16 protein-coding genes are annotated in these 21,759 nt (G+C 71.0%); 6 read left to right on the top strand and 10 right to left on the bottom strand.

Features of this window, described 5'->3' with window-relative positions:
* Positions 1 to 46 precede the first annotated feature (46 nt).
* A complete protein-coding gene (locus IH26_RS0119770) occupies positions 47 to 874 on the top strand; it encodes an IclR family transcriptional regulator (protein ID WP_211268696.1) in 828 nt (275 codons plus the stop codon).
* A 9-nt stretch (positions 875 to 883) separates the two neighbouring features.
* On the opposite strand, the gene IH26_RS0119765 is transcribed toward IH26_RS0119770, so the two are convergent.
* The gene (locus IH26_RS0119765) at positions 884 to 1,705 is read right to left on the bottom strand and encodes an NAD-dependent epimerase/dehydratase family protein (RefSeq protein WP_030437696.1); all 822 of its coding nucleotides are present in this window, start codon (positions 1,703 to 1,705) and stop codon (positions 884 to 886) included.
* 127 nt (positions 1,706 to 1,832) lie between these two features.
* Between IH26_RS0119765 and IH26_RS0119760 the strand changes: the two genes are divergently transcribed.
* Positions 1,833 to 2,837, top strand: coding sequence for a 2-hydroxy-3-oxopropionate reductase (locus IH26_RS0119760; protein ID WP_063763711.1), 1,005 nt, complete (start codon positions 1,833 to 1,835; stop codon positions 2,835 to 2,837).
* Positions 2,834 to 3,607 carry an HpcH/HpaI aldolase family protein gene (locus IH26_RS0119755; protein ID WP_030437694.1) on the top strand — a complete coding sequence of 258 codons (774 nt, stop codon included), beginning with the start codon at positions 2,834 to 2,836 and terminating at the stop codon, positions 3,605 to 3,607. Before IH26_RS0119760 ends, IH26_RS0119755 begins: the two co-directional genes overlap by 4 nt.
* 70 nt (positions 3,608 to 3,677) lie before the next feature.
* Here IH26_RS0119755 and IH26_RS0119750 read toward each other — a convergent pair whose 3' ends face one another.
* Genes IH26_RS0119750 through IH26_RS0119740 form a run of 3 tightly spaced genes read right to left on the bottom strand, consistent with a single transcriptional unit; the run spans position 3,678 to position 10,189 of the window.
* Entirely contained in the window at positions 3,678 to 6,116 is a 2,439-nt protein-coding gene (locus IH26_RS0119750; protein ID WP_030437693.1) for a glycosyl hydrolase family 95 catalytic domain-containing protein, read from the bottom strand.
* Positions 6,113 to 8,641 (bottom strand): beta-glucosidase family protein, encoded by a 2,529-nt coding sequence (locus IH26_RS0119745; RefSeq protein WP_030437692.1) that lies wholly within the window; start codon positions 8,639 to 8,641, stop codon positions 6,113 to 6,115. The genes IH26_RS0119750 and IH26_RS0119745 overlap by 4 nt, the downstream gene beginning before the upstream one ends.
* A 27-nt stretch (positions 8,642 to 8,668) precedes the next feature.
* Positions 8,669 to 10,189 carry a glycosyl hydrolase family 79 C-terminal domain-containing protein gene (locus IH26_RS0119740; protein WP_030437691.1) on the bottom strand — a complete coding sequence of 507 codons (1,521 nt, stop codon included), beginning with the start codon at positions 10,187 to 10,189 and terminating at the stop codon, positions 8,669 to 8,671.
* A gap of 202 nt (positions 10,190 to 10,391) precedes the next feature.
* Between IH26_RS0119740 and IH26_RS0119735 the strand changes: the two genes are divergently transcribed.
* Genes IH26_RS0119735 through IH26_RS0119725 form a run of 3 tightly spaced genes read left to right on the top strand, consistent with a single transcriptional unit; the run spans position 10,392 to position 15,892 of the window.
* A complete protein-coding gene (locus IH26_RS0119735; protein WP_030437690.1) occupies positions 10,392 to 12,977 on the top strand; it encodes a fibronectin type III domain-containing protein in 2,586 nt (861 codons plus the stop codon).
* Between the two features lie 16 nt (positions 12,978 to 12,993).
* Entirely contained in the window at positions 12,994 to 14,307 is a 1,314-nt protein-coding gene (locus IH26_RS0119730) for a glycoside hydrolase family 27 protein (RefSeq protein ID WP_030437689.1), read from the top strand.
* A gap of 19 nt (positions 14,308 to 14,326) precedes the next feature.
* Positions 14,327 to 15,892: a rhamnogalacturonidase gene (locus IH26_RS0119725; protein ID WP_030437688.1), complete on the top strand. Its 1,566-nt coding sequence runs from the start codon at positions 14,327 to 14,329 to the stop codon at positions 15,890 to 15,892.
* A 63-nt stretch (positions 15,893 to 15,955) separates the two neighbouring features.
* Here the strand turns inward: IH26_RS0119725 and IH26_RS0119720 are convergent, their stop codons facing one another.
* The 6 genes from IH26_RS0119720 to IH26_RS0119700 form a co-directional block, all read right to left on the bottom strand.
* Positions 15,956 to 17,305 carry an LLM class flavin-dependent oxidoreductase gene (locus IH26_RS0119720; RefSeq protein WP_030437687.1) on the bottom strand — a complete coding sequence of 450 codons (1,350 nt, stop codon included), beginning with the start codon at positions 17,303 to 17,305 and terminating at the stop codon, positions 15,956 to 15,958.
* Positions 17,302 to 18,150, bottom strand: a complete 849-nt coding sequence (locus IH26_RS0119715; RefSeq protein ID WP_030437686.1) for an ABC transporter permease — start codon at positions 18,148 to 18,150, stop codon at positions 17,302 to 17,304. The genes IH26_RS0119720 and IH26_RS0119715 overlap by 4 nt, the downstream gene beginning before the upstream one ends.
* Entirely contained in the window at positions 18,143 to 18,946 is an 804-nt protein-coding gene (locus IH26_RS0119710) for an ABC transporter ATP-binding protein (protein ID WP_030437685.1), read from the bottom strand. Before IH26_RS0119710 ends, IH26_RS0119715 begins: the two co-directional genes overlap by 8 nt.
* Positions 18,943 to 19,959 (bottom strand): ABC transporter substrate-binding protein, encoded by a 1,017-nt coding sequence (locus tag IH26_RS0119705; protein WP_030437684.1) that lies wholly within the window; start codon positions 19,957 to 19,959, stop codon positions 18,943 to 18,945. Before IH26_RS0119705 ends, IH26_RS0119710 begins: the two co-directional genes overlap by 4 nt.
* A gap of 98 nt (positions 19,960 to 20,057) precedes the next feature.
* Positions 20,058 to 20,129, bottom strand: a complete 72-nt coding sequence (locus IH26_RS64530; RefSeq protein ID WP_425394390.1) for a putative leader peptide — start codon at positions 20,127 to 20,129, stop codon at positions 20,058 to 20,060.
* Between the two features lie 83 nt (positions 20,130 to 20,212).
* The gene (locus tag IH26_RS0119700; protein WP_030437683.1) at positions 20,213 to 21,709 is read right to left on the bottom strand and encodes an alpha/beta hydrolase; all 1,497 of its coding nucleotides are present in this window, start codon (positions 21,707 to 21,709) and stop codon (positions 20,213 to 20,215) included.
* Positions 21,710 to 21,759 lie beyond the last annotated feature (50 nt).

The raw sequence follows: 21,759 nt of genomic DNA, 5'->3' as shown, positions 1-21,759 counted from the left end.
TGACCGTCAACACTCATAAAACAATCCTTCGTGATGGTGAGTATCAATGCCCCGAGCCCGCATGCACCGCGTTCCGCCGACCCGCGACGAATCCACCCCGGCCAATGAGGTCTCGCCGGTCAAGTCGGCCGAGCGCACCGTGAAGATCTTGGAGACCCTGGCCGCGTCGCCGACCCGGCTGACGCTGACCGAGATGCAGGAACGGATGGGCTACCCCCGGTCCAGCCTGCACGCCCTGGTAAGGACGCTGCGCGAGCTCAAGTGGGTGGAGGCCGACGAGACCGGCTCGGCGTTCGGGGTGGGACCGCACGCGCTGCTCTCCGGCACGGCGTATCTCGACCGCGACCCGGCGCTGCAGTTCGCGTACGAGACGCTGGAGGACCTGCGCAGCGAGATCGGCTACACGATCCACTACGCCCGGCGCGACGAGGGGCACGTGCTCTACCTGGCCAGCCGCGAGTCCCGCGACTCGCGCGGCCGGGTCTCGCGGGTCGGGCGCCGGCTGCCCGCCCACGTCACCGCGCTCGGCCAGGCGCTTCTCGCCGAGTTGACCGAGGACGAGGTCGACCAGCTCATGCCGATCAAGCTCGAAGAACTGATGGAGGCGACCATTCCCAACCGCGCTGCATTGCACGGGGTGCTCGACGACGTACGCAAGCGGGGCTGGGCGTTCGAACGGGAGCAGAACACCCCGGGCGTGGCGTGCGTAGCGGTGGCGGTCGGCTACCGGATTCCGGCGACCGATGCGATCTCCTGCTCGATGCCCGTCGAGCGGATCATCGCTGATCACTATCACGTGGAATTCGTGGCGGAAGCCGTCACCCGGCACGCCGAGGAGCTCGCCCGCAAGCTGCGCCGGGAAGGAATCCGCTAGGCCGCGTCGTCAGCCCATCCGCCGGCCGAGGGGCCAGTCACACCACCAGCCGCCGACCCGGTTCAGCTCGGGATCGTTCGCGAAGTCCGGTTCGCCGAACTCGGCGATGCGCTCGGCCGCGTACACCTCGGCGTCGTCCTTCGGGAAGTAGCCGATCGCCTCGCCCTCGGCGAGCGACCACCACCGGCGGGTGTTGCGGCTGATCCCCCAGATGATCCGGAAGCCCGGGCTGGGCGCGGACAGGCACGCCTCGACCAGGCGGGCGCCGTCGTCCGGGGAGAGCCAGGTGGCCAGGCCCCGATTCTGCGGCGGGGTGGGAAACCACAGACCGATGCGTACGCAGATCACGTCGAGCCCGAAGCGGTCGGCGTAGAGGCTCGCCAGCGATTCGACGGCCACCTTGCTCCAGCCGTACAGGGTGTCGGGACGCGGCGGCAGGCCGGCCGGGAGCCCGTCCGGGTAGGTGGCGTCGTCGCGTACGTGGAAGCCGGCCGCGTGTGAGGACGAGGCCAGCATCAGCCGCGTTATGCCACGCCGCCGGGCGGTCTCCAGCAGGTGGTACGTGCCCAGCCCGTTGAGTCGCAGCACCTCGCCGGCGTCGGCCTCCTTGCTCTGGCCGCCGAGGTGGACGATCGCGTCGACGTCCTCGCAGGCGGCGGCCACCGCCTCGGGATCGGCGAGCGACCCGAGCGCGACCTCCTCGGCGCCCGCGCCCTCGATCTCCGGCGGGCGGACCACGTCGAACAGGCGCAGCACACGCCCCTCGGCGGCCAGCCGCGGCCGCAGTGAGGTGGCAACCTTGCCCGCTCCGCCGGTGACGAGAATGCGCATCGAAACCTCCGTCTGTATCGATGGCTGCCGAGCCTAACAGACATCCTCATACGTAACAGGCGCTTGACCCGCTCGCTGAGCTTTCCTAGTTTGGACGTCATCCACGAACAGGATTGCATCCACATACATGGACGAGGTGGGCATGCGGACGATCGGCTTCATCGGTCTCGGCGTCATGGGCGCGCCGATGGCGGACAACCTGGTGAAGGCCGGCTTCGACGTGGTCGGCCACACCCGGCGACCGGACGGAGCCGACCGGCTGGTCGCCGCCGGTGGCCGGCGCGCAGGGTCGGTGGCCGAGGCCGCCCGCGGCGCCGACGCGGTGATCACCATGCTGCCCGACTCGCCCGATGTGGAGGCCGTCGTGCTCGGCGCCGACGGCGTGCTGACCCACTGCGACCCCGGCACGCTGATCATCGACATGAGCACCGTGCGCCCGCAGACCGCACGCGCCCTCGCGGCCGCCGCGCTCGACCGGGGCCTGGAGTCACTCGACGCCCCGGTGTCCGGTGGTGAGCAGGGTGCCATCGACGCGGTTCTGTCCATCATGGTGGGTGGTACCGCCGAGGCGTTCGCCCGGGCACGGCCGATCTTCGAGGCGCTCGGCACCACGATCGTCCATGTCGGCCCGGCCGGCGCCGGCCAGCTCGTGAAGGCGGCCAACCAGCTGGTGGTGGCCGGCACCATCGAGCTGGTCGCCGAGGCGATCGTGCTGATGGAGGCGAGCGGCGTCGACCCGGCCCTCGGGCTGGAGGTGCTCGGCGGCGGGCTGGCCGGGAGCACGGTGCTGGCCCGGAAGGGCACCGCGATGCGGGAACGCCGGTTCAAACCGGGCTTCCGCGTCGACCTGCACCACAAGGATCTGGGCATCGTCCTCGACGCGGCGCGCACGGCGGCGGTCACCCTGCCAGCGGGCGAACTGGTGGCCCAGCTGATGGACGCGGTCCGTAGGTCCGGCAACGGTCACCTGGACCACGGCGTCCTCATACGCGGCGTCGAGCACCTATCGGGCCGGGATAAGACAGCGGGCGGTAGCGCAGCAGCGGGCGGTAGCGCCACAGCCGGCGGGGGCGCCGCAGCGGGGCGGGAAGACGCCAGCGGGCGGGTCTCGGCCTCGGGTTGGGAACGATGAGCGGCCTGCGGGCGCGGCTCGCGGCCGGCGATAAGCTGTATGGCACGTTCCTGGGGTTGGGCTGCGAGCTCGCAACGGAGGCCTGCGCGGTGGCCGGCTTCGACTGGCTGCTCGTCGATCTGGAGCACGGCGGCGGCGACGAACGGGCGTTGCTGGGCCAACAGTTGGCGGGCGAGGCGCGGGGAGTTCCCATGCTGGCCCGGGTCGAGTCGGCTGAACGGATCCGCACGGGCCGGCTGCTCGACGTCGGCGTGGCCGGCGTGATGTTTCCGCGCCTCGAATCGGTGGAGGATGTCCGCGCGGCGGTGCGTCACCTGCGTTATCCGCCCGAGGGCGACCGCGGCGTCGCGACGTACAACCGGGTCTACGACTTCGGTCTCGCCCCCGAGGGCCTGGAGACCGCGAACGACGGGGTGGTCGGGATCGTTCAGATCGAGAGCCGCGGTGCGCTGCGTGCCGCGCCGGAGATCGCCGCCGTGCCCGGGGTGGACGTGTTGTTCGTCGGCCCGCGCGATCTCTCCACCGATCTCGGCTGTCCCGGCCGGTTCGACGCCCCCGAGTTCGCCGCGGCGCTCGACCAGGTGCTCGCCGCCGCGAAGGATGCCGGGATCGCCGCCGGCATCCTGGCCGGTGATGCCCGCCAGGCCGCCGCCTACACCGCGTTGGGCTACCGCTTCGTCGGCGTCGGCTCGGACGCGTCGCTGCTGGCCCGCGCCGCGAGCGACGCCGTCCGGCATCTTCGCCCGGACGCCACCTCAGGGCGGTCCTGAGCCGGGACGCGTTGCGGGACGGGAAAGGAAACCCGGGCCGGCGATCGGAAAGCCGGCCCGGGTCCATTGCTCAGGCGGCCGGCGGCAGACCGATCGTGGCGGCTCCGAGCTGCTTGTAGGAGGTGGCCGGAGTGCCGGTCACCGGGGCGTACGGAAGAGCCGTGGACGGAGCCGCGACCGGCTCGATCAGGTAGCCGTGGCCGGCGCAGGCCGGAACCGTGAGCCGGTCCGCGCTCGTCGGCGGCACGACCAGCCTCGGCCGGCCCGGATCGCCCGTCACCACCTGAACACGCTGCCCGGGCCAGGGATTGCGTACCGCGACAGGGCCGTCGGCACCTGCCTGGAGCGCGACCGTCACCGGGACGCCGTCCCGGACCTGGACGTCGACCCGCCCGTTGTGCTGGATGTACACGGTGGCGTCGGCATCCCAACCGGCCGGCCACGACGGTGCCACCCGCAGCACCCCGTCGTAGTCCTGCACGAGAGCGTCCTGTAGCGCGGTGGTCACCACGCCGCCCTGTTCCGCGTACGGCTCCGGGTATTTGTCGCCGAACGCGGCGAGTCCGGACGGACGACGCTGATACTGCTGCGTCAGGTCGACCAGGGTCTTGCGGAGGTCGTCCGGCAGGCCGAGCCGGGCCGCGTCGATCGGGTCGAGGCTCCAGTCGTTGCGTTCCACGAACGGCCGGGTGGTGAAGGTGCGTTTCGCGAGATCGCTCAGCGCACCCGAGTCGCCGATCAGGCCGTACGGCCAGACCGGTTCGAGGCCGAGGTTCTCCACGTTGTGCAGCGGCGCGGCCTGTTGATAGGAGAAGCCGAGCACGTCCGCCCCGGTGCTGTCGGCCGACGGCGGGAGCTGCTGGGTGCGGGTGGCGGCATCCGTACGGGGATAGGGAAGGATCTCCGGCAGCGCGGCCGTGAGCTGCCCGACCAGGCCGGCGTCCCGGTGCAGCAGCCGGGCCGCCCGGATCACCGCGGGGAAGACCGCGGTCATCGCGGTGATGTCCGTGGCCGGGTCACTGACGTCCCATTGCGTTTCGTGCGCATTGGACGGTGCGGTGTGCAGCTTCCCGTCGGTGCCCAGCTTGGCGTACGCAAGCATGAATTGTGCCCATTCGGCCATCACCGGATAGTTACGCCGGAGGAAGCCGATGTCGTCGGTGGCCAGGTAGGTCTCCCAGATGAACAGCGACACTTCACCCCCGGTGGACAGCGTGCGCGCGTTGTAGTTGGCCGGGCCCTGCGCGCTGCAGTCCAGATAGGGGTTGGCGCCCCACTGGCCGTTGCTCAGGTGTACCTGCTGTCCGACGCCATTGAACCGCATGGTTTCCGGTACGCAGGCGCCGTCCAGCCCGCTGAACTGGCTCGCCGTCCAGCCCTTGATCGTCGGCAGGTCGCCCGAGAACATATGGAAGTACGCGTCGTTGTTGCCGAACGCCCCGGCGCCGAGGTTCGCGGTGACGAGCATCCGCAGGTTCCAGTTCCAGTACGACGCGGGATCCCAGTTGTGCGCGTCCTGCGTGCTGTCGAAGAGGTCGGCCACGCCGGCCTGGGAACCGGGCCGGACCGTGCCCCGCTCGGCCGCGTTCGCGTAGAGGTTGATGGTGCGCAGGTTCTCCAGGTATTCGGCCGTGCCGTCGGGGGAGGAGAGCCGGATCAGCCCGATGTGCGCCCAGTAGTCGTGCCACCAGCGCCGCTGCGCCGCGGGGGCGACCCGGCCGGGACCGCGGGTGTCCGGGGCGAGCAGCCGGGCCGCGGCGCCGATCGGGTCGCCGCCGGTCCACTGTGGAGAGGCGACCACCACGCGGTACGAGCCGTCGGGGCGCGGCCGGAAGGCGACCTGGACGGTCAGCGGGTCGACCACGGTCGCGCGGACGTCGCGAGCGCTCGCGGTCACCGCCGCCATCGCGCCGAAGGTCTCGCCGCCGGAGCCCGGCCGCCCGGTGTCCGTCCACGTCTGTGACAGGCTGCCGATGCCGCCGACGGCTTGCGCCGAGGGCGTACGGGGTTGCCACAGCCCCAGCCGTGCGGTCTGGGCCACCGCCGGGTCGGCGCCGGTGACGTCGACGACGAGCTCGTCGCGGGCGGCCGAGACATAGGCCGTGGCGGTCATCCCGCCGCCCGACTCGACGAACGCCCCGTTGTACAGGTCGAGCCTTCCGTGGTAGTCGGCGGCGTCGGTCAGCGCCGCCAGCCCCGGGATCGCCAGCTGCCCGGGGGACAGCCGGTCGGGCAGCGTGTCGGCCCGGTTGAGCTGGGCGGTGAGGCCGTTCGCCGACCACACCGCCGCGCCGAGGCCGCCGTTGCCGAGCGGCATCGCCTGGAGCGGGTCGCGGTTGGGCTGCCCGAGCACCACGTCGGAGCGGCCGACCACGCCGGGCACGTCGACGTGGAAACGGCCCTGGCGCCAGGCCGTCGAGGGGCTGGGGGCGGCGGCCGCGGGACCGGTGGCGCCGGCCAGCACGAGGGCGGTCGCCGCCAGGGCGGCCCCCGAGCGGCGCGCGGTCACGGCCGTACTCCCGTCAGGTGGAGCGTCGCGGAGAGCGGAAGGTCCGCCGAGGACGCTCCGGCATAGAGCCGGTACGTGCCGTCGGGCACCACCCACGTGCCGGTTGCCGTGTCCCAATGTGCGAACGCGCGGGTCGCCACGTGGATCACCACCTGCCGGGTCTGTCCGGGACGGAGGTTCACCTTGGCGAAGCCGGCCAGTTGACGTGGCGGCTCGGGCGTCGACGGGGTGCCCGGGTCGCCGGCGTACACCTGGACGATCTGGCTGCCGGGACGCCGGCCAGTGTTCTGGACGTCGACCCGTATGGTGACGCCGTCCCGGTCGTGGGAGTAGCGCAGCCGGCTGAGACGGAAGTCGGTGTATGACAGTCCGTACCCGAACGGGAAGAGCGGCCGGATGCCGGACGCGTCGTAGTGGCGGTAGCCGACGAAGACGCCCTCCGAGTACGTGGCGACCCCGTTCACGCCCGGGTACTGCGCCGGAGTGTTGGCCGGCGTATCGGCCAGGCTCTTCGGGAACGTGATCGGCAGCCGGCCGGCCGGCTCGGCGTCGCCGAACAGCGTGGCGGCGATCGCGTTGCCGTCCTCCTCGCCGGGGTACCAGGCCTCGAGCACCCCGGCGACCTGGTTCAGCCACGGCATGAGCACCGGGCCGCCGGTCTTGAGCACCACGATCGTGTGCGGGTTGGCGGCGGCGACAGCCGAGATCAGCTGATCCTGGTATCCCGGTAGCTGCAGGCTGCTCCGGTCCATTCCCTCGGCCGCCAGCTCGCCGGCGAAGACCACCGCGACGGCCGCCGACTTCGCGGCTCTCACGGCCGCGGCGATGTCCGGGTCGTCCGCGCCGGGCGGCGCTGTCCAGCCGAGCTCGATGGTGCTCGCGCCGGCGTAGTCGACCTGCACCTGGTGTGCCTCGCCGGCGACCAGGTGCACGGTGACCGAGGTGGTCTTGGACGGGAACCCGCCGCTGCCCCGGGCCAGCGGGGCGCCGTCCAGATAGAAGGTGGCGGCGCCGCGACTGGTGAGGTTGACCGTGTAGTCGCCGGTGACCGGCGCGGTCAGCGACCCGGTCCAGCGCACCGACCAGCCGGTCGACGGCAGTCCAGCGGCCGGTGAGACGAAGTGATAGTTGGTGTCGATCCACGGTTCGGCGCGGGTCAGGGTGGGGGTTCCCGACCAGGTGCTGTTCGGGTAGTACGAGGCGGTCAGGTCGCGGAAGGCGGAACTCGGGATCGCCGGTTGCGGCCCGAGGTTCGCCGGCGGCATGCCTTCGGCGTACGTGACCCTGGTGTGCCAGGCCCGCCTCGTGATGGCCGCGAGCGGGCTGACCGTGTAGAGCGGCGCCACGTCGGGGCTGCCACCGCCGCCGGTCGACGCGGTGGCGGCGCCCGGTCCGATCAGCGCGAGCGAGCGGAGCCGGTGGTCGTCGAGCGGCAGCTGGCCGCCGCTGTTCTTGAGCAGCACGGTGGCCTGCTCGGCGAGCTGCCGGGCGACCGCGCCGTCGGCCCCGGCGTCGATCGGTGTGGCGGCCGCCGGCCGCTCGAACAGGCCGAAGCGGATCATCGTGGCCAGGACGCGGTGCACATGTTCGTCCACCGTGGCCTCGCTCGCCTGGCCGGACTGGACGGCCTTCACGAGCGCGTCGCCGTAGTAGGTGGCGGACGGCAGCTCGATGTCGAGACCATTGTCAGCGCACTGGACGGTGTCATGGCAGGAGTTGAAGTCCGAGATGACGAAGCCCGAGTAGTCCCATGCGCCCTTGAGCGTCGCTGTCAGCAGATCAGCGCTCTGGCAGGCGTGCACCCCGTTGACGAGGTTCTTGGCGCACATCACCGATCCGGAGCGCCCCTCCTGGACGGCCGCCTGGAAGGCCGGCTCGTAGATCTCGTGCAGGGTGCGCTGGTCGATGACCTCGTTGATCGAGTCCCGGGCGGTCTCCTGGTTGTTGGCGGCGTAGTGCTTGACATCGGCGATGACGCCCTGGGACTGGATGCCCTGGATGTTGCCGACCGCGATCCGCCCGGCAAGGTACGGATCCTCGCCGAACGCCTCGAAGGTGCGGCCGTTGAGCGGCACCCGGGCGATGTTGAGGTTCGGGCCCTCCATCAGGTTGCGGCCCTGGTCCCGGGTCTCGACGCCCTCGATCATGCCGTAGCGGCGGGCGGCGGACGGGTCGAAGGTCGCGGCCTGGCCGATCGGAGCCGGCAGCGCGGTCGCCCGCAGCATCACCGGGCCGCCCGAGCTGACGCCGGCCGGCCCGTTGTTCATCAGCAGCGCCGGGATGCACAGCCGCGGGTTGGCCGGCACCTCCCGGGCGTGCTGGCTGTCCGAGATGGTGTGCATCTCCTGCACCTTCTCGTCGAGCGTCATCTGTGCGACGAGAAGGGTCGCCCGCTCGTCCGGCGAGCGGTGGGTGTCCATCCAGGGCTCGCCCGCACAGCCGGCGGCGGCCTCGGCCGCCGGAACCGCCAGGCCGAGTGCGGCCACGGTGGCGCAGGCAGCCGCGACCGCGATGAGTTTACGCATGTCTCCGACCTCCCGGGGGAATGAGGTTCAGGCGCAGTCGTCGAGGGTGAGGATCAGGGCGCTGCCGGCCGGAACGGTGAGCCGGACCGTGCCGTGTCGTACGGGAACCCGCTCGGCCGGACCGGGGCGCAGGTGCCCGGCCCGGTCCACGGTGCTGCCCTGCACGGCGACCCCGTCGGCGCTGTCCAAGGATGTGCCGGTGAGCCGCAGGATGGAGGCGTCCCGGGTGGTGACGCCGGTCTGGAGGCTGATCGACGCCGCGGCCGCTGTCGTCGGCTCCTTGTCGATGACGGCGACTCGCAGGCGGCCGTCGTCGCCCCGCACGGCGTACGCGGTGATGTTGTGCTGGCTCGACACGGTGATCGGCAGGAAGTGGCCGGAACCCATCCGGCTCGCCATGTAGAGCCCGTAGTACTCGGGCATCGCCCGGTACACCTTGGCCCGCAGGTCCTGGTCGTTCGCGGCGCAGAGCGGGGTGTAGAGCTGGAATTTGCCGTTGTAGAGCGGTGCGCCGCAGATGCCGAAGCCGCCGTGCAGGTTGACCCCGGCGAATCCGGCCTGCGCCAGCGTGAGGCTGTAGTCCATGGCCCACAGCGAGGAGGCGTACACGTCGCTGACCCCGGCGATGCCGCCGCCGACCGCCGAGTTGGTCTCGTCGAGGCGGATCGGCACGCCCACCGACTTGGCGGCGGCGAGCTGGGCCGAGACGTCGGACAACTCGCTGGCCCGGATCTGCGGGGAGAGCAGTTGCTCGATCGTGGTGGCGCCGGTGTAGTTGTGCGCCGTCAGCATGTCGATGCGGTCCTTCTCGGCCGCCGCGAACTGGCCGAACCAGTCGCCGGTGCTCTTCGGGGAGCTGAGGTCGGGCGCGGCGATCCGGGCGGGGCCGAGCTGCGCCAGGCACGCCTCCCAGTCCGTGCGGTGCTCGGCGAAGCCGTACGGCGCGGGCCGGTAGCCGTTGCCGGCGTAGTGGTTGGGCTCGTTGCCGCACTCCACGCCGGCCAGCCGGGCGCCCAGGACCGACGTGAGCACGTGCCCCTCGTCGGCGGCGAGCGCCGCGTCGTAGTGGGCGAGGTTGACGCCGACCTCGGCCTTCCAGCCGGTGGCCCGCAGCAGGCCGTCGAGGCGCGTGATGTCGGCCGGCGTGACGACATCCTGCACCCAGGCGGGCAGCGAGTCGGGTGGTGTCTGGCCGGGCGGCACCCAGAGCGTGTCCCGGTCGAGCTGGTTGCCGGCGATCCGCACGTTGCTGCGGCCGAAGTTGCGCAGCAGGGTGACCAGGTTTCCGCGGGTCGCGTCGAAGCCACCCACGCAGACGCCGGTCTTGCACCGGGTCGCCAGCTCGCGCATCTCGTAGGAGAGCCCCACGAAGTCGCCGGGCAGCGCGCCGGCCGGATGGGCCCGGTCGACGACGATCGTGTCGGGCGCATCCGCCGGGGCGGATGCGGCGCCGGCCGGTCCGGCGGAGACGGCTGGGACGGTGGCCGCGGCGAGGACGGTGGCCGCGGCGAGCCGGAACCACCGGTACCGGGACTCGAACATGGTCATGTCTCGATCCTTCATGGCTGTCGGGCTGGCACATATGTGAATGGCATCTACCCATGTGACATCGATGAGGTTAACCTTCTCGTCGACGTGGGGCAACGGGTCGGCAACACGATACATCCGACCTATCGCGCTGATTTAGCCGTTGACACCCCGTTCGTCCCGTGCAAGTCTCAGCAAAAATCCGATGTCTGGGGGATGCGCGATGAATCGCTGGTACCTCTCCGCCGGAGTAGCCGTCGCCGCGACAGTGCTGGCCTCGGCGGGTGCCGCCGTTGCCGGCGCCGCCACCACCCAGGCGATCTACGCGGCGCCGCACGGCTCGGGAACCGCCTGCACGTCCGGGTGGCCCTGCTCGCTGGAGCAGGCGCAACAGCGCGTGCGGTCGCTCGACCACAACCTCCGCTCCGACCTCGTCGTCCGGCTGGCGCCGGGCGACTACCGCCTGTCCCGGCCGCTGTCGCTGGACGCCCGGGACTCGGGCAGCAATGGCCACCGGGTGATCTGGCAGGGCGGCGGCCGCGCCGTCCTCAATGGTGGCGACCGGGTCACCGGCTGGCGGCCGGTCGCCGGCCGGCCGGGTCTCTGGTCGGCGCCCGCGCCCAGCGGGCTGGACAACACCCGGCAGTTCTACGTGGACGGCGCCCGCGAGCAGCGGGCCCGCGGGCCCATGCCGGTGACGCTCACCAAGACCGACACCGGATACACCGCCTCCGCCGACACGCTGGCGCACTGGCGAAATCCGGGCGACATGGAGTTCGTCTACACCGCAGGCGAGGCGCTGTGGAACATCCAGCGGGCCGGCCTCGGCCAGTGGACCGAACCGCGCTGCCCGATCGCGTCGATCGGCGGCACGGCGGTCACGATGGCCCAGCCGTGCTGGGACAACTCCACCAAGCGCGTCGAGTTCCCGAACATCCCCGGCCGCACCGTGAGCATGGTCGGACCGGGCAGCCTCACCAGCGGCGCGCAGCCGACCTACCTGGAGAACGCGTTCGAGCTGCTGGACCAGCCCGGCGAGTGGTATCTCGACCGCGCCGCCCATCGGCTGTACTACCAGCCCCGGCACGGCGAGAACCTGCGTACCGCCGACGTCGAGGTGCCGGTGCTGCAGACGCTCGTCGAGGAGAAGGGCACGACCGGCGTCACGTTCAGCGGCATCCGGTTCTCGTACGCCACCTGGCTCGGCCCCTCGTCGAGCGAGGGATTCTCGGAGATCCAGGCCGGCTACACCATCAGCGGAGCGAACGGGTACGCGGTCGAGGGCCTCTGCCGGTACGTCGCCGGCGGCACCTGCCCGTTCGGCGCGTGGACCAAGGAACCGGGCAACGTCTCGGTCTCGGACAGCCGCGACGTGGCGTTCACCGACGACGTCTTCGCCCACCTGGGCGCCGCCGGCCTGGACCTCGGCGACGGCACCCAGGGCGCCACGGTCAAGGGCAGCGTCTTCACCGACATCTCGGGCAACGGCCTGGAGATCGGCGGCGTCGACAAGGCGCAGACCACCGACGACGCCGACATCACCCGCGACGTCACGGTCGCCGACAACCACCTGTACGGGTTGCCGCGCGAGTTCCACGGCGGCGTGGCGATCCTGAACGGCTACTCGCAGCGCGACCTGATCACCCACAACCAGATCGACCACGTCGGCTACAGCGCGATCTCGATGGGCTGGGGCGGCTGGCCGGACAAGATCGGCGATCCGCCGACGCCGAACTTCTCGCACGACAACACGGTCAGCAACAACCTGATCTTCGACTACATGCAGCTGCTGGACGACGGCGGCGGCGTCTACACCCAGGGCATCACCGGGTCGTCGCTGGCCGACGGGGAGAAGGTCACCGGCAACGTCATCTACGACCAGGCCGGGCTCGGCAAGAACGTCTACACCGACAACGGCTGCACGTACGAGACGATCGAGGGCAACGTGCTGTACCACGCCGCGTACGCGAACGTGGCCAGCCGGCACACCGACTACCGCGACGCGCTGGGCAACAACGACCCGACCCTGGTCACCGGCAACTACTGGGAGACCGGTGATCCCGACTCGGACAACAAGGGCCTGGTGACCGTCGGCAACCACCTGCTGGCCGACCCGGCGGCGGCGCCGGCCGCCATCGTGGCCGCCGCGGGCCTGGAGCCGGGCTACCGGCACCTGCTGCGCGAGCGCGTCGGCGTCGTGTCGGTGCCGGATGCCCCGTTCCGGGTCGGCACCTTCGCCGCGGACGGCTCGGTCTACGTCACCTGGAATTCCTCATATGCGGACAACGGCTCGCCGGTCGACTCGTACACCGCCCGGGTGTCCGACGGCTCGCATTCCACCACCGCGACCATCAGTGCGGCCGACTTCAAGCGGTTGGGCTACGTCCTGGTGGGTGGCCTCGTCGACGGCACGGCGTACACCGCGACCGTCACGGCCCACAACGCGGCCGGCACCAGCCAGGTGTCGCTGCCCGCCCGTACGGCCGTGACCCCGCAGGCCCTGCCCGGCGTCCGAGCCGGCGCGCCCACGAGCCTGAAGGCGCGCGCCGGCGCCGGCGCGGTCGGTCTGCAGTGGACGCCGCCCACGGCGACCGGTGACACGCCGGTCGTCGGCTACCGGATCACCGTCTCGGACGGCCGCACGATCGACGCCACCGGCCGCGACGCGCTGGTCACCCAGCCCACGGCCAAGACGATGATCCGGGTCGTCGACGGGCTCACGTCCGGCACCTCGTACACGTTCACCATCGCCGCGCTCACCGCGGACGGACCCGGCGCGGCGGCCTCGGTGGCCGCCACCGCCGGCTGACCAGGAGGGATCGGGCATGAAAGGGCTAATGGCCGCCGCCCTGACGGTGGCGCTCGCGGGCACCGCGCTGACCGCCGCACCCGCGCAGGCCGGCGGACGGCACGTCATCGCCGCCCGGCCACCCATGGGCTGGAGCAGCTGGAGCTCGCTGCGCGGCTCGATCAGCGAGACCGCCATCGAGGCGCAGGCCGACGTCATGCACAGCAAACTCCAGCGGTACGGCTACCAGTACGTGAACGTCGACGCCGGCTGGTCCGACCACCTCGACGCGTACGGCCGGGACGCCTGGAACACCACCAAGTTCCCGAACGGCATCGCGCCCGTCGCCCGCTACGTCCATCAGCGCGGCCTGAAGTTCGGCATCTATCTGGTGCCCGGCATCCCGAAGACGGCCGTCGACGCGAACCTGCCCATCTACGGGACGCCGTACCACGCCGCGGACATCGCCGACACCACGACGCTGGGTAACACGCTGGGCGACTCGTGGCGCATCGACTACACCAAGCCCGGCGCCCGCGAATACGTCCAGTCGTACGCGGATCTGTTCGCGTCCTGGGGTGTGGACTACATCAAGATGGACTTCGTCGGCCCGGGTGGTGGACACAATCCAGCCGACAACACGGAGGACATCCGGCAGTGGCGGGCGGCCCTCGACCGTACGCACCGGCCGATCCACCTCGAGCTGTCCAACTCGCTGTCGATCGCCGCCGCGCCGGTCTGGGCGCGACACACCAACGGCTGGCGCATCGAGGGCGACATCGAGTGCTACAAGAACTGCCCCGGATTCCTCACCAACTGGACCCAGCGGGCGGTCAAGCGCTGGACGGACGCGCCGCAGTGGGTGCCGTACGCCGGCCCCGGCCACTGGAACGACATGGATTCCGTCGAGATCGGCAACGGCGATCTCGACGGCCTGACCCCGGACGAACGGGTCAGCGTCATGACGCTCTGGTCGTTGCAGGCGTCACCGTTGCTGCTCGGGACCGACCTGACCAAGCTCGACCCGTACGACCTCGGCCTGCTCACCAACCGCGAGGTCATCGCGGTCGACCAGGCGGGCCGGCCGGGACACCCGGTCAGCCAGGCGACGCCGCAACAGGTCTGGTTCGCCGCGGACGGCTGGGGCGGCTACACCGTCGCACTGTTCAACCTGGCCGACGCCCCGGCGACCGTCACCGCCGCCTGGAGCGACCTGGGCATCGCGCCCGCCCGGCAGGCCGCCGTCCGTGACCTGTGGACCCACACCGATCTCGGCTCCTTCGCGGCCGGCTTCGGCGCGACCGTTCCCGCGCACGGCGCGCGCCTCCTCCATGTCCAAGCCTGTCACTGATCACCACGAGGGGAACGCTGTGAACACACCGTTGAGCCGCCGCCGTCTCGTCGCCATGGGCGCCGCCGGCGCCGCACTGCCGCTGGCCCTGGGCCGGCCGGCCGCCGCCGCCGAACCCGAGGGCTTCGGCGCGGGTGCGCCGGGCGGCATCTTCGACGTACGCCATTTCGGCGCCCGCGGCGATGGCGTCACGATCGACAGCGACGCCATCAACCGGGCGATCCAGGCGGCCGCCCGGCACGGCGGCACCGTCTACTTCCCGGCCGGCACCTACGCCAGCTACTCGATCCGGCTGGCCAGCAACATCGGCCTCTACCTGGCCGAGAACGCGACGATCCGGGCGGCCGTGCCGGCGAACGGCCGCGGATACGACCCGGCCGAGCCGGGCCCGGGCAACTCCTATCAGGACTACGGGCACAGCCATTGGCACAACAGCCTGATCTGGGGCGAGAACCTGCAGAACATCACGATCCACGGCCCGGGCACGATCGACGGCGCCGGCCTGGTCTCCGGCGGCAGCAAGGAGTCGCAGCCGCTGCAGGGCAACAAGGCGATCGCCCTGAAGTGGTGCCGCAACGTCGCCATCCGCGACATCACCATGCTCAACGGCGGCCACTTCTGCATCCTGCCCACGGCCGTGGACAACTTCCGGATCGACGGCCTGGTCATCGACACGAATCGCGACGGCATCGACATCGACTGCTGCCGCAACGTGTCCATCGCCAACACGACGGTCAACTCCCCGAACGACGACGCGATCGTGTTGAAGAGCTCGTACGCGCTCGGCGAGGCGCGGGCGACCGAGAATGTGACCATCGACAACTGCATGGTCAGCGGCTACGACCTTGGCACCCTGGTGGACGGCACCTTCCGGACCGGGGCGTACGGCCGCACCGGCCGGATCAAGTTCGGCACCGAGGCCAACGGCGGGTTCAAGAACATCGCCATCTCGAACGTGATCTTCGAGTACTGCCGCGGGCTGGCCCTGGAAACGGTCGACGGCGGGGCGCTGGAGGACGTGACGATCAGCAACCTGACCATGCGCAACGTCCAGATGCCGTTCTTCCTCCGGCTCGGCGCCCGGATGCGCGGCCCGGCCGGGGTGCCGGTCGGCACGCTGCGCCGGGTCAACATCAGCGATGTGGTGGCCTACAACGCCGACCCGCGCTACCCGTCCACGATCGCCGGCATTCCGGGACACAACATTCAAGACGTACGGATCAGCAACGTGCGCCACCATCTCGCCGGCGGCCTGACCCCGGGCGACGCCGTGCCGGACCCGCCCGAGCTGGAGAACGCCTACCCGGAGCCGACCATGTTCGGCACGCTGCCGGCGTACGGCTTCTTCATCCGGCACGCCGACGGCATCACGCTGGACAACGTCGAGGTCCGGTACGGCGCCGTCGACACCCGGCCGGCGTTCGTGGTCAAGGACGTCAACGACGCGGATTTCCACCACACCCGCGCCGACAAGGCGCCGGACGTGCCCACCTTCGTGCTCGACGCCGTCGACACCTTCGCCGTCACCACCAGCCGCCCGGTCCCGGACACCCACCTCGACCACGTCGACCACCGGGAATTGTGATCTGGGCCGCTCACCGTGGCACGCCGGCCGGCGTAGCCCCGCCGGCCGGCGTGGTCCCGGGAGTCAGGCGGCCGTCGCCTGGCGGGCTGCGGTGTTGCTGTTCTCCGGGCGGGGCAGGCCCAGGTGGTCCCGCAGCGTGGTGCCGGTGTATTCGGTGCGGAAGAGTCCCCGTTCGCGGAGGATGGGCAGGACCTCGTCGACGAACGCCTCCAGGCCGGTGGGCAGGACCGGGGGCATGATGTTGAAGCCGTCGGCGGCGCCCGCGTCGTACCACTGCTGGATGGCGTCGGCGACCTGGACCGGCGTGCCGGCGAAGGTGAGGTGGCCGCGGCCGCCGCCCAGCCGGGCGATCACCTCGCGCACGGTGAGCCGCTCGCGGCGGGCCAGGTTGACCACCAGCGTGCGGCGGCTCTTGGCGCCCTCGATCTGCTCCTCCTCGGGCAGGCCGGCCGGCAGTTCGGCGTCCAGCCGCAGGTCGGCCGCGTCGACGCCGAGGAGTTCGGCGAGCTGGGGCAGGGCGTACTCGGGGCGGATCAGCCGGTTAAGCTCTTCCGAGCGCTCGCGGGCCTCGGCCTCGGTGGCCCCGATGACGGGGACGATGCCGGGCAGGATCTTGACGTGGCCGGGGTCGCGGCCGAACTCCAGGGCCCGCCGCTTCAGGTCGTCGTAGAACGTCTGCGCGTCGCCGAGTGTCTGGTGCGCGGTGAAGACCGCCTCGGCGTACCGGGCAGCGAAGTTCCGCCCGTTCTCCGAGGAGCCGGCCTGGACCAGGACGGGCCGGCCCTGGGCGGACCGCGGGACGTTCAGCGCGCCGGCCACCCGGTAGAAGTGGCCGGCGTGGCCGGCCGGGTAGATCTTGGCGTTGTCGCCCCAGACGCCGGACTCCTTGTCGGCGAGGATCGCGTCGTCGTCCCACGAGTCCCACAGTTTCAGGGACACGTCGACGAACTCGGCCGCCCTCTCGTACCGTTCCCGGTGGGCCGGCAGGTGGTCAAGGTTGAAGTTGCGGGCCGCGTCGATGCCCGCCGTCGTGACGATGTTCCAGCCGGCCCGGCCGCCGCTGATCCGGTCGAGCGACGCGAAGCGGCGGGCCAGGTTGTACGGCTCGTTGTAGGTGGTGGACGCCGTCGCGATCAGTCCGATGTGGGTGGTGGCCACGGCCAGCGCGGTGAGCAGCACGGTCGGCTCGAGCACGCCGGCCGGGCGGCGGGCCACGTCGCTCCAGAGGACCGGGCCGTCGGCGAGGAAGAGCGAGTCGAGCTTGCCCCGTTCGGCGATCCGGGCGAGGTTCGTGTAGTGGGCGACGTCCACATGTGCGTACGGGTTGCTCTCCGGCAGCCGCCAGGCAGCCTCGTGGTGCCCGACATCCATGAGGAAGGCGTTCAGGTGCAGGTGTCCGGGACGGCGGGTCATGAGGTGGTCCTCCAGGTGGAAAAGCGGCGTTCCAGGGCGATGAGCAGCTGGTTGACGATCAGCCCGATGGCCGAGATGGTGATGATCCCGGCGTACATGTCGGGCACCGCGAAGTTGTACTGGGCGTAGTTGATGAGATAGCCGAGGCCGGCCTTGGCGCCGACCATCTCGGCCGCGATCAAGATCAGGATGGAGTACGCGCCGGCCAGCCGGATGCCCGTGAAGATCGTCGGGACGGCCGCGGGCAGGACAACCTTCTGGAACAGGCGCAGCGGGCCGAGACCCAGCGAGCGCGCCGACTTGATCAACAGCGGGTCGACGGTGCGCACCCCGCTGATCGTGTTCAGCAGGATGGGCCAGGCACACGCGTACGTGATGATGGCGATTTTGGAAGTTTCGCCAAGTCCCAGGATCAGGACGAAGACCGGGAGCAGGGCCAGCGCGGCCGTGTTGCGGAACAGCTCGAGCAGCGGGTTCAGCACGTTCGCAACCGGTTTGTACCAGCCGATCACCAGGCCGAGCGGGATGGTGAGCACGATGGCCAGGCCGAAGCCGCTCAGCGACCGGATCAGGCTGGCCTCGGTGTGCTCCCACAGCTGGCCCGACAGCAGCAGCTGCCACCAGTCGGCCAGCACCGTGGACAGCGGCGGCAGGAAGACGGCGTCGACCAGCCCGAGCCGTGGGAAGATCTCCCAGACCAGGGCCAGTGCCACCACCGCCGCCAGCCGTGTCGACAGGTTTCCGGCCACCTGCAAAAGACGCTTTCCCTTGCCGTACGGCGTGGGCCGCGCGACAACCGCAGCGCGCGGCTCGATCACGACCCGGGTGTCCGTGGCGCTAGACACGGGCGACCTCCTTCAGTTCCGCGGCGCGGGCCTTGTCGACCTCGTCGCGCAGCAGGCTCCAGATCTCGTGCCGGTAGTGGGCGAACTCGGGGTCGCTGCGCAGGTCCTCGGTGGCCGACCGGGCGGTGAGCGGCACGTCCACCACCTGCTTGATCCGGCCCGGCCGGGAGGTCATCACGGCGACCCGCTGGCCGAGATAGACGGCCTCCTCGATGCCGTGGGTGATGAACACGACGGTCTTGCCGGTCCGCTCCCAGATGCGCAGCAACTCGTCCTGCAGGCCGTCGCGGGTCTGCGCGTCGAGCGCCGCGAACGGCTCGTCCATCAGCAGCACCTCCGGGTCGAAGGCGAGACTGCGGGCGATCGCGACGCGCTGCTTCATGCCGCCGGAGAGCTCGTGCGGGTAGCGGTCGTGGAACGCCGACAGCCCGACCAGGTCGAGGTATTCGCCGGCCCGGGCGGCCCGGTCGCGGCGGGGCACGTTCTTGGCCTCGAGCCCGAACTCGACGTTGCCCTGGGCGGTGCGCCACGGCAATAGCGCGTACTGCTGGAAGACCACGCCCCGGTCCAGCCCGGGCCCGGTGACCTCCTGGCCGGCTACCAGGATCCGGCCGGCGCTGGGCGTGGCCAGCCCGCCGATCAGGTCCAGAAGTGTGGACTTGCCACAGCCACTGGGACCGACGATGACCAGGAATTCGCCGGCGCGTACCTGGAGGTCGATTCCATCCAGGGCGGTCACCGTGGCGCCGCGGGCCTCGAAGACCTTGCTGACGTTCTCGATGTGGATCGCGGTCATGCCGCCCCACCGCCCGAGGCGTACGGGTTGAACTCGTTGGTGTAGATGTCGGTGGCCTTGACGTCCTTGCCGTTCAGCTCGCCGGCGTTCTTCAGCCAGTCGACCCAGGTGCTGAACTCCTTCTCCTCGATGACGCCGCCCTTGCCGTTGACGCCGTAGCTCTTCCAGAACTGCAGCTGGGTGTTGTCCTCGTTGCGGGCCCGTTTGGTGAGGATCTGCTGGAACCGGGCGATGACCTGGTCGCGCGGGGTGGTGCGGGCCCACTCGATGGCCTTCGCCACGCCGGCCACGAACGTCCGCACGGTGTCCGGATTCTTCTTGAGGAAGTCGTCGCGGAAGACGTAACTGCCGGCGGTGAAGTTGCCCAGGAGCTGGAAGTCGGTGAACAGCGGCCGGATGCCGCCGTGCGCCAGCGCCTTGTCGCGCAGCGTGCCGCCCAGGGCGCCGACGTCGATCTGATGCTGCCGCACCGACTGCTCGGTGTTGACCGGCGGCACCACGACCAGCTCCACCTGCTTGATCTCGTCCGGGGTCAGCCCGGCCCGGGTGAGGTACGTCTTGACGACGGCCTCGGAGTGCGCGCCCAGCGTGTTGACGCCGATCTTCTTGCCGATCAGGTCCCGCGCCGTCTTGATCGGGCTGTCATTGAGGACGTAGAAGCCGGTGTACGCGTCCTTGTCCACGCCGTAGTAGCCGATCACCGCCTTGATCGGTGCCTTGGAGGCGGCGAGCTTCACGATCGCGCCGTTGAACGCGCCGCCGAAGTCGACATCGCCGGTGGTGGCGGCCTGGATGTCCTGCGGGCCGCTGATCGTGTTGCCGATCCACTTGAGCTTGACGTTGCCCAGGTAGCCGAGGTCCGCGGCGAGCTCGGGCAGGGTGACGGCGCCGACCGAGCCCTGGTAGCGCAGCTCGGTGACCTCCTTGCCACCGGAGGCGCCGGCGCCCGACCCGCAGCCGGACAGGAGGGTGGCCGCCAGGACGGCACCGACCAGGGCGGATCTGCGTTTCATGAATGTCTCCTCAGGGCAGGGTTCAGTGACCGGGCTGCATGCCGGCGTCGGGTGAAAGAGGGGAGGGGGACGGCGGCGTCGTCGCGCGCCGTCGGACCTCAACAGGTGCTGCTGGACACCCGGAGCAAGTCGACGAAGCGACGCTTGGTGAGGCGCGTGCTCCGGTACATGTCAGCCAAGGTAGGGGTCAGCAGTGGTCCACGTCAGCCACTTTGTGACCGGTGTCACATATAATTCCCATAGGAGCAGTGGGTTATTGCCCGACCAGCGGTAACGCGGCCGAGATCGGCCAGGTCACGAGCAGGGCGCCCATCGCGGCGATCAGCCAGCGCGGCGCGGCGAAGGCGTGCAGAACCCCGGCCCACGCCGCCTGGATGAGCAGCAGCACCGCCAGCGGGGGCACGACGAGTACCACGAAACCGGAGACGAGGCCGGCGACCGCCGCGCCGGTCAGGGCCGCCACCGCGATCGCCGACACGACCAGCAGGCCCGGCGGGTTGCCGGCGGAGAGGCGGTCGCCGGCGTACGCGAGCAGCGCGAAGCCCGCCCAGACGATCGGCAGCAGCCAGCGCCGATCGCCGGTCGGGAGGGCGTAGGTGAGGCCCAGGTTCAGCGGGAGCGCGATCGTCACGGCGGCGTATCCGAGCAGGATCGGCGCGGCCAGCGCCCGGCGGCGGGTTGCCGGGCGGGATGCCGGCTCGGCCGGTGGTGGGGCCGGGCGGAAGCGGTCGTACGCGAGCATCGCGGCCCCGCCGACCACGGTCAGGCCCACGAGGTAGCCGGCGATGGCCTGTGGCAGCCGGTCGGTCGGCAGCCAGCGCGCTGTCACCGAGGCAACGGCGAGCGCCGCGGCGGCGACCGGGACCGTCCGGACCAGGCGCCGGGGCTCGAACCGTGGCCTGTTCCGCCGCACGCCGCCGAGCAGCAGCCAGCCGATCGGGAACAGTCCAACGAGTAGGGCGACGAGCAACGCGCCGGCCCCGGCTACGCGGCGCATCGGCGACGGCAGCGGGCTGTCCGTGGCCGGCCGGCCGAAGCTGTCCGCCAGGAAGGACACCATCTCCCGATGGGTACGCGGCGCGTACAGGATGGAGATGTGCTCCACCCCGGGCACGACGACAGCCGACCGGCCTGTGTCCACTCCCTTGGCAGCCTGCTCCGCCACGGTGCGGAATCCGGGGAACTCGAGCTGTCCCACGAGGGTGAGCAGCCGCTCGGGCAACCGCGGCGGCAGGCCCGGCAACGAGATCGCGACGGTCGCCTTGATAACCGGATGGGTGCCCGCATAGCGAGTGACCGCCGAGGCGCCCATCGAGTGGCCGACCAGCGCGATCCGGTCCGGGTCGACGTCCGGCAGCCCGCGCAGGTGGGTGATCGCCACGTCGAGGTCGTGCTGCAGCTCCTCGGTGGAGGCGTCGGTGCCCGCCGCGTCGTCCGGCAGGGGCCGCCGGTCGGCGCCGTGCCCGGCGAAATCGAGCAGCACCACCACGTAACCGCTGGCCGCGAGCGTGTCGCCGAAGGGCGCCATCAGCCGCGCCGAGCCGGCGAACCCGTGCGCCACCACCACCCCGGGCCGGCGCGGGCCACCGGTCGCGTCGTGCGGGTGCACCTCGTCGAGCGGCACCCCGCCGACCGTCACGTGCCGGTGTGTCGCCGAACCGCCCGCCCCGGCGAGCAGCAACCCGCCGAGCAGCGCGGCCACCAGGGCAATCACGGTCGTCGTGACCAGCCAGAGTCGATCATTGCGCACGCACGGACCGTATCGTACGGCGGCCAAATCCCTACTTGACATATAGGAGT

Origin of the sequence: Actinoplanes subtropicus (assembly GCF_000721705.1) — a bacterium.
In the GTDB taxonomy this organism is placed as follows: domain Bacteria; phylum Actinomycetota; class Actinomycetes; order Mycobacteriales; family Micromonosporaceae; genus Actinoplanes; species Actinoplanes subtropicus.
The sequence above is the reverse complement of the archived record's forward strand: the minus strand, read 5'-3'. Positions and strand labels throughout refer to the sequence as shown.

Bases quoted from the DNA above. Each gene is read 5' to 3' on its own strand.
- IH26_RS0119770 (WP_211268696.1), top strand. From the start codon at position 47: ATGCCCCGAGCCCGCATGCACCGCGTTCCGCCGACCCGCGACGAATCC.
- IH26_RS0119765 (WP_030437696.1), bottom strand. From the start codon at position 1,705: ATGCGCATTCTCGTCACCGGCGGAGCGGGCAAGGTTGCCACCTCACTG.
- IH26_RS0119760 (WP_063763711.1), top strand. From the start codon at position 1,833: ATGGACGAGGTGGGCATGCGGACGATCGGCTTCATCGGTCTCGGCGTC.
- IH26_RS0119755 (WP_030437694.1), top strand. From the start codon at position 2,834: ATGAGCGGCCTGCGGGCGCGGCTCGCGGCCGGCGATAAGCTGTATGGC.
- IH26_RS0119745 (WP_030437692.1), bottom strand. From the start codon at position 8,641: ATGCGTAAACTCATCGCGGTCGCGGCTGCCTGCGCCACCGTGGCCGCA.
- IH26_RS0119740 (WP_030437691.1), bottom strand. From the start codon at position 10,189: ATGACCATGTTCGAGTCCCGGTACCGGTGGTTCCGGCTCGCCGCGGCC.
- IH26_RS0119735 (WP_030437690.1), top strand. From the start codon at position 10,392: ATGAATCGCTGGTACCTCTCCGCCGGAGTAGCCGTCGCCGCGACAGTG.
- IH26_RS0119730 (WP_030437689.1), top strand. From the start codon at position 12,994: ATGAAAGGGCTAATGGCCGCCGCCCTGACGGTGGCGCTCGCGGGCACC.
- IH26_RS0119720 (WP_030437687.1), bottom strand. From the start codon at position 17,305: ATGACCCGCCGTCCCGGACACCTGCACCTGAACGCCTTCCTCATGGAT.
- IH26_RS0119710 (WP_030437685.1), bottom strand. From the start codon at position 18,946: ATGACCGCGATCCACATCGAGAACGTCAGCAAGGTCTTCGAGGCCCGC.
- IH26_RS0119705 (WP_030437684.1), bottom strand. From the start codon at position 19,959: ATGAAACGCAGATCCGCCCTGGTCGGTGCCGTCCTGGCGGCCACCCTC.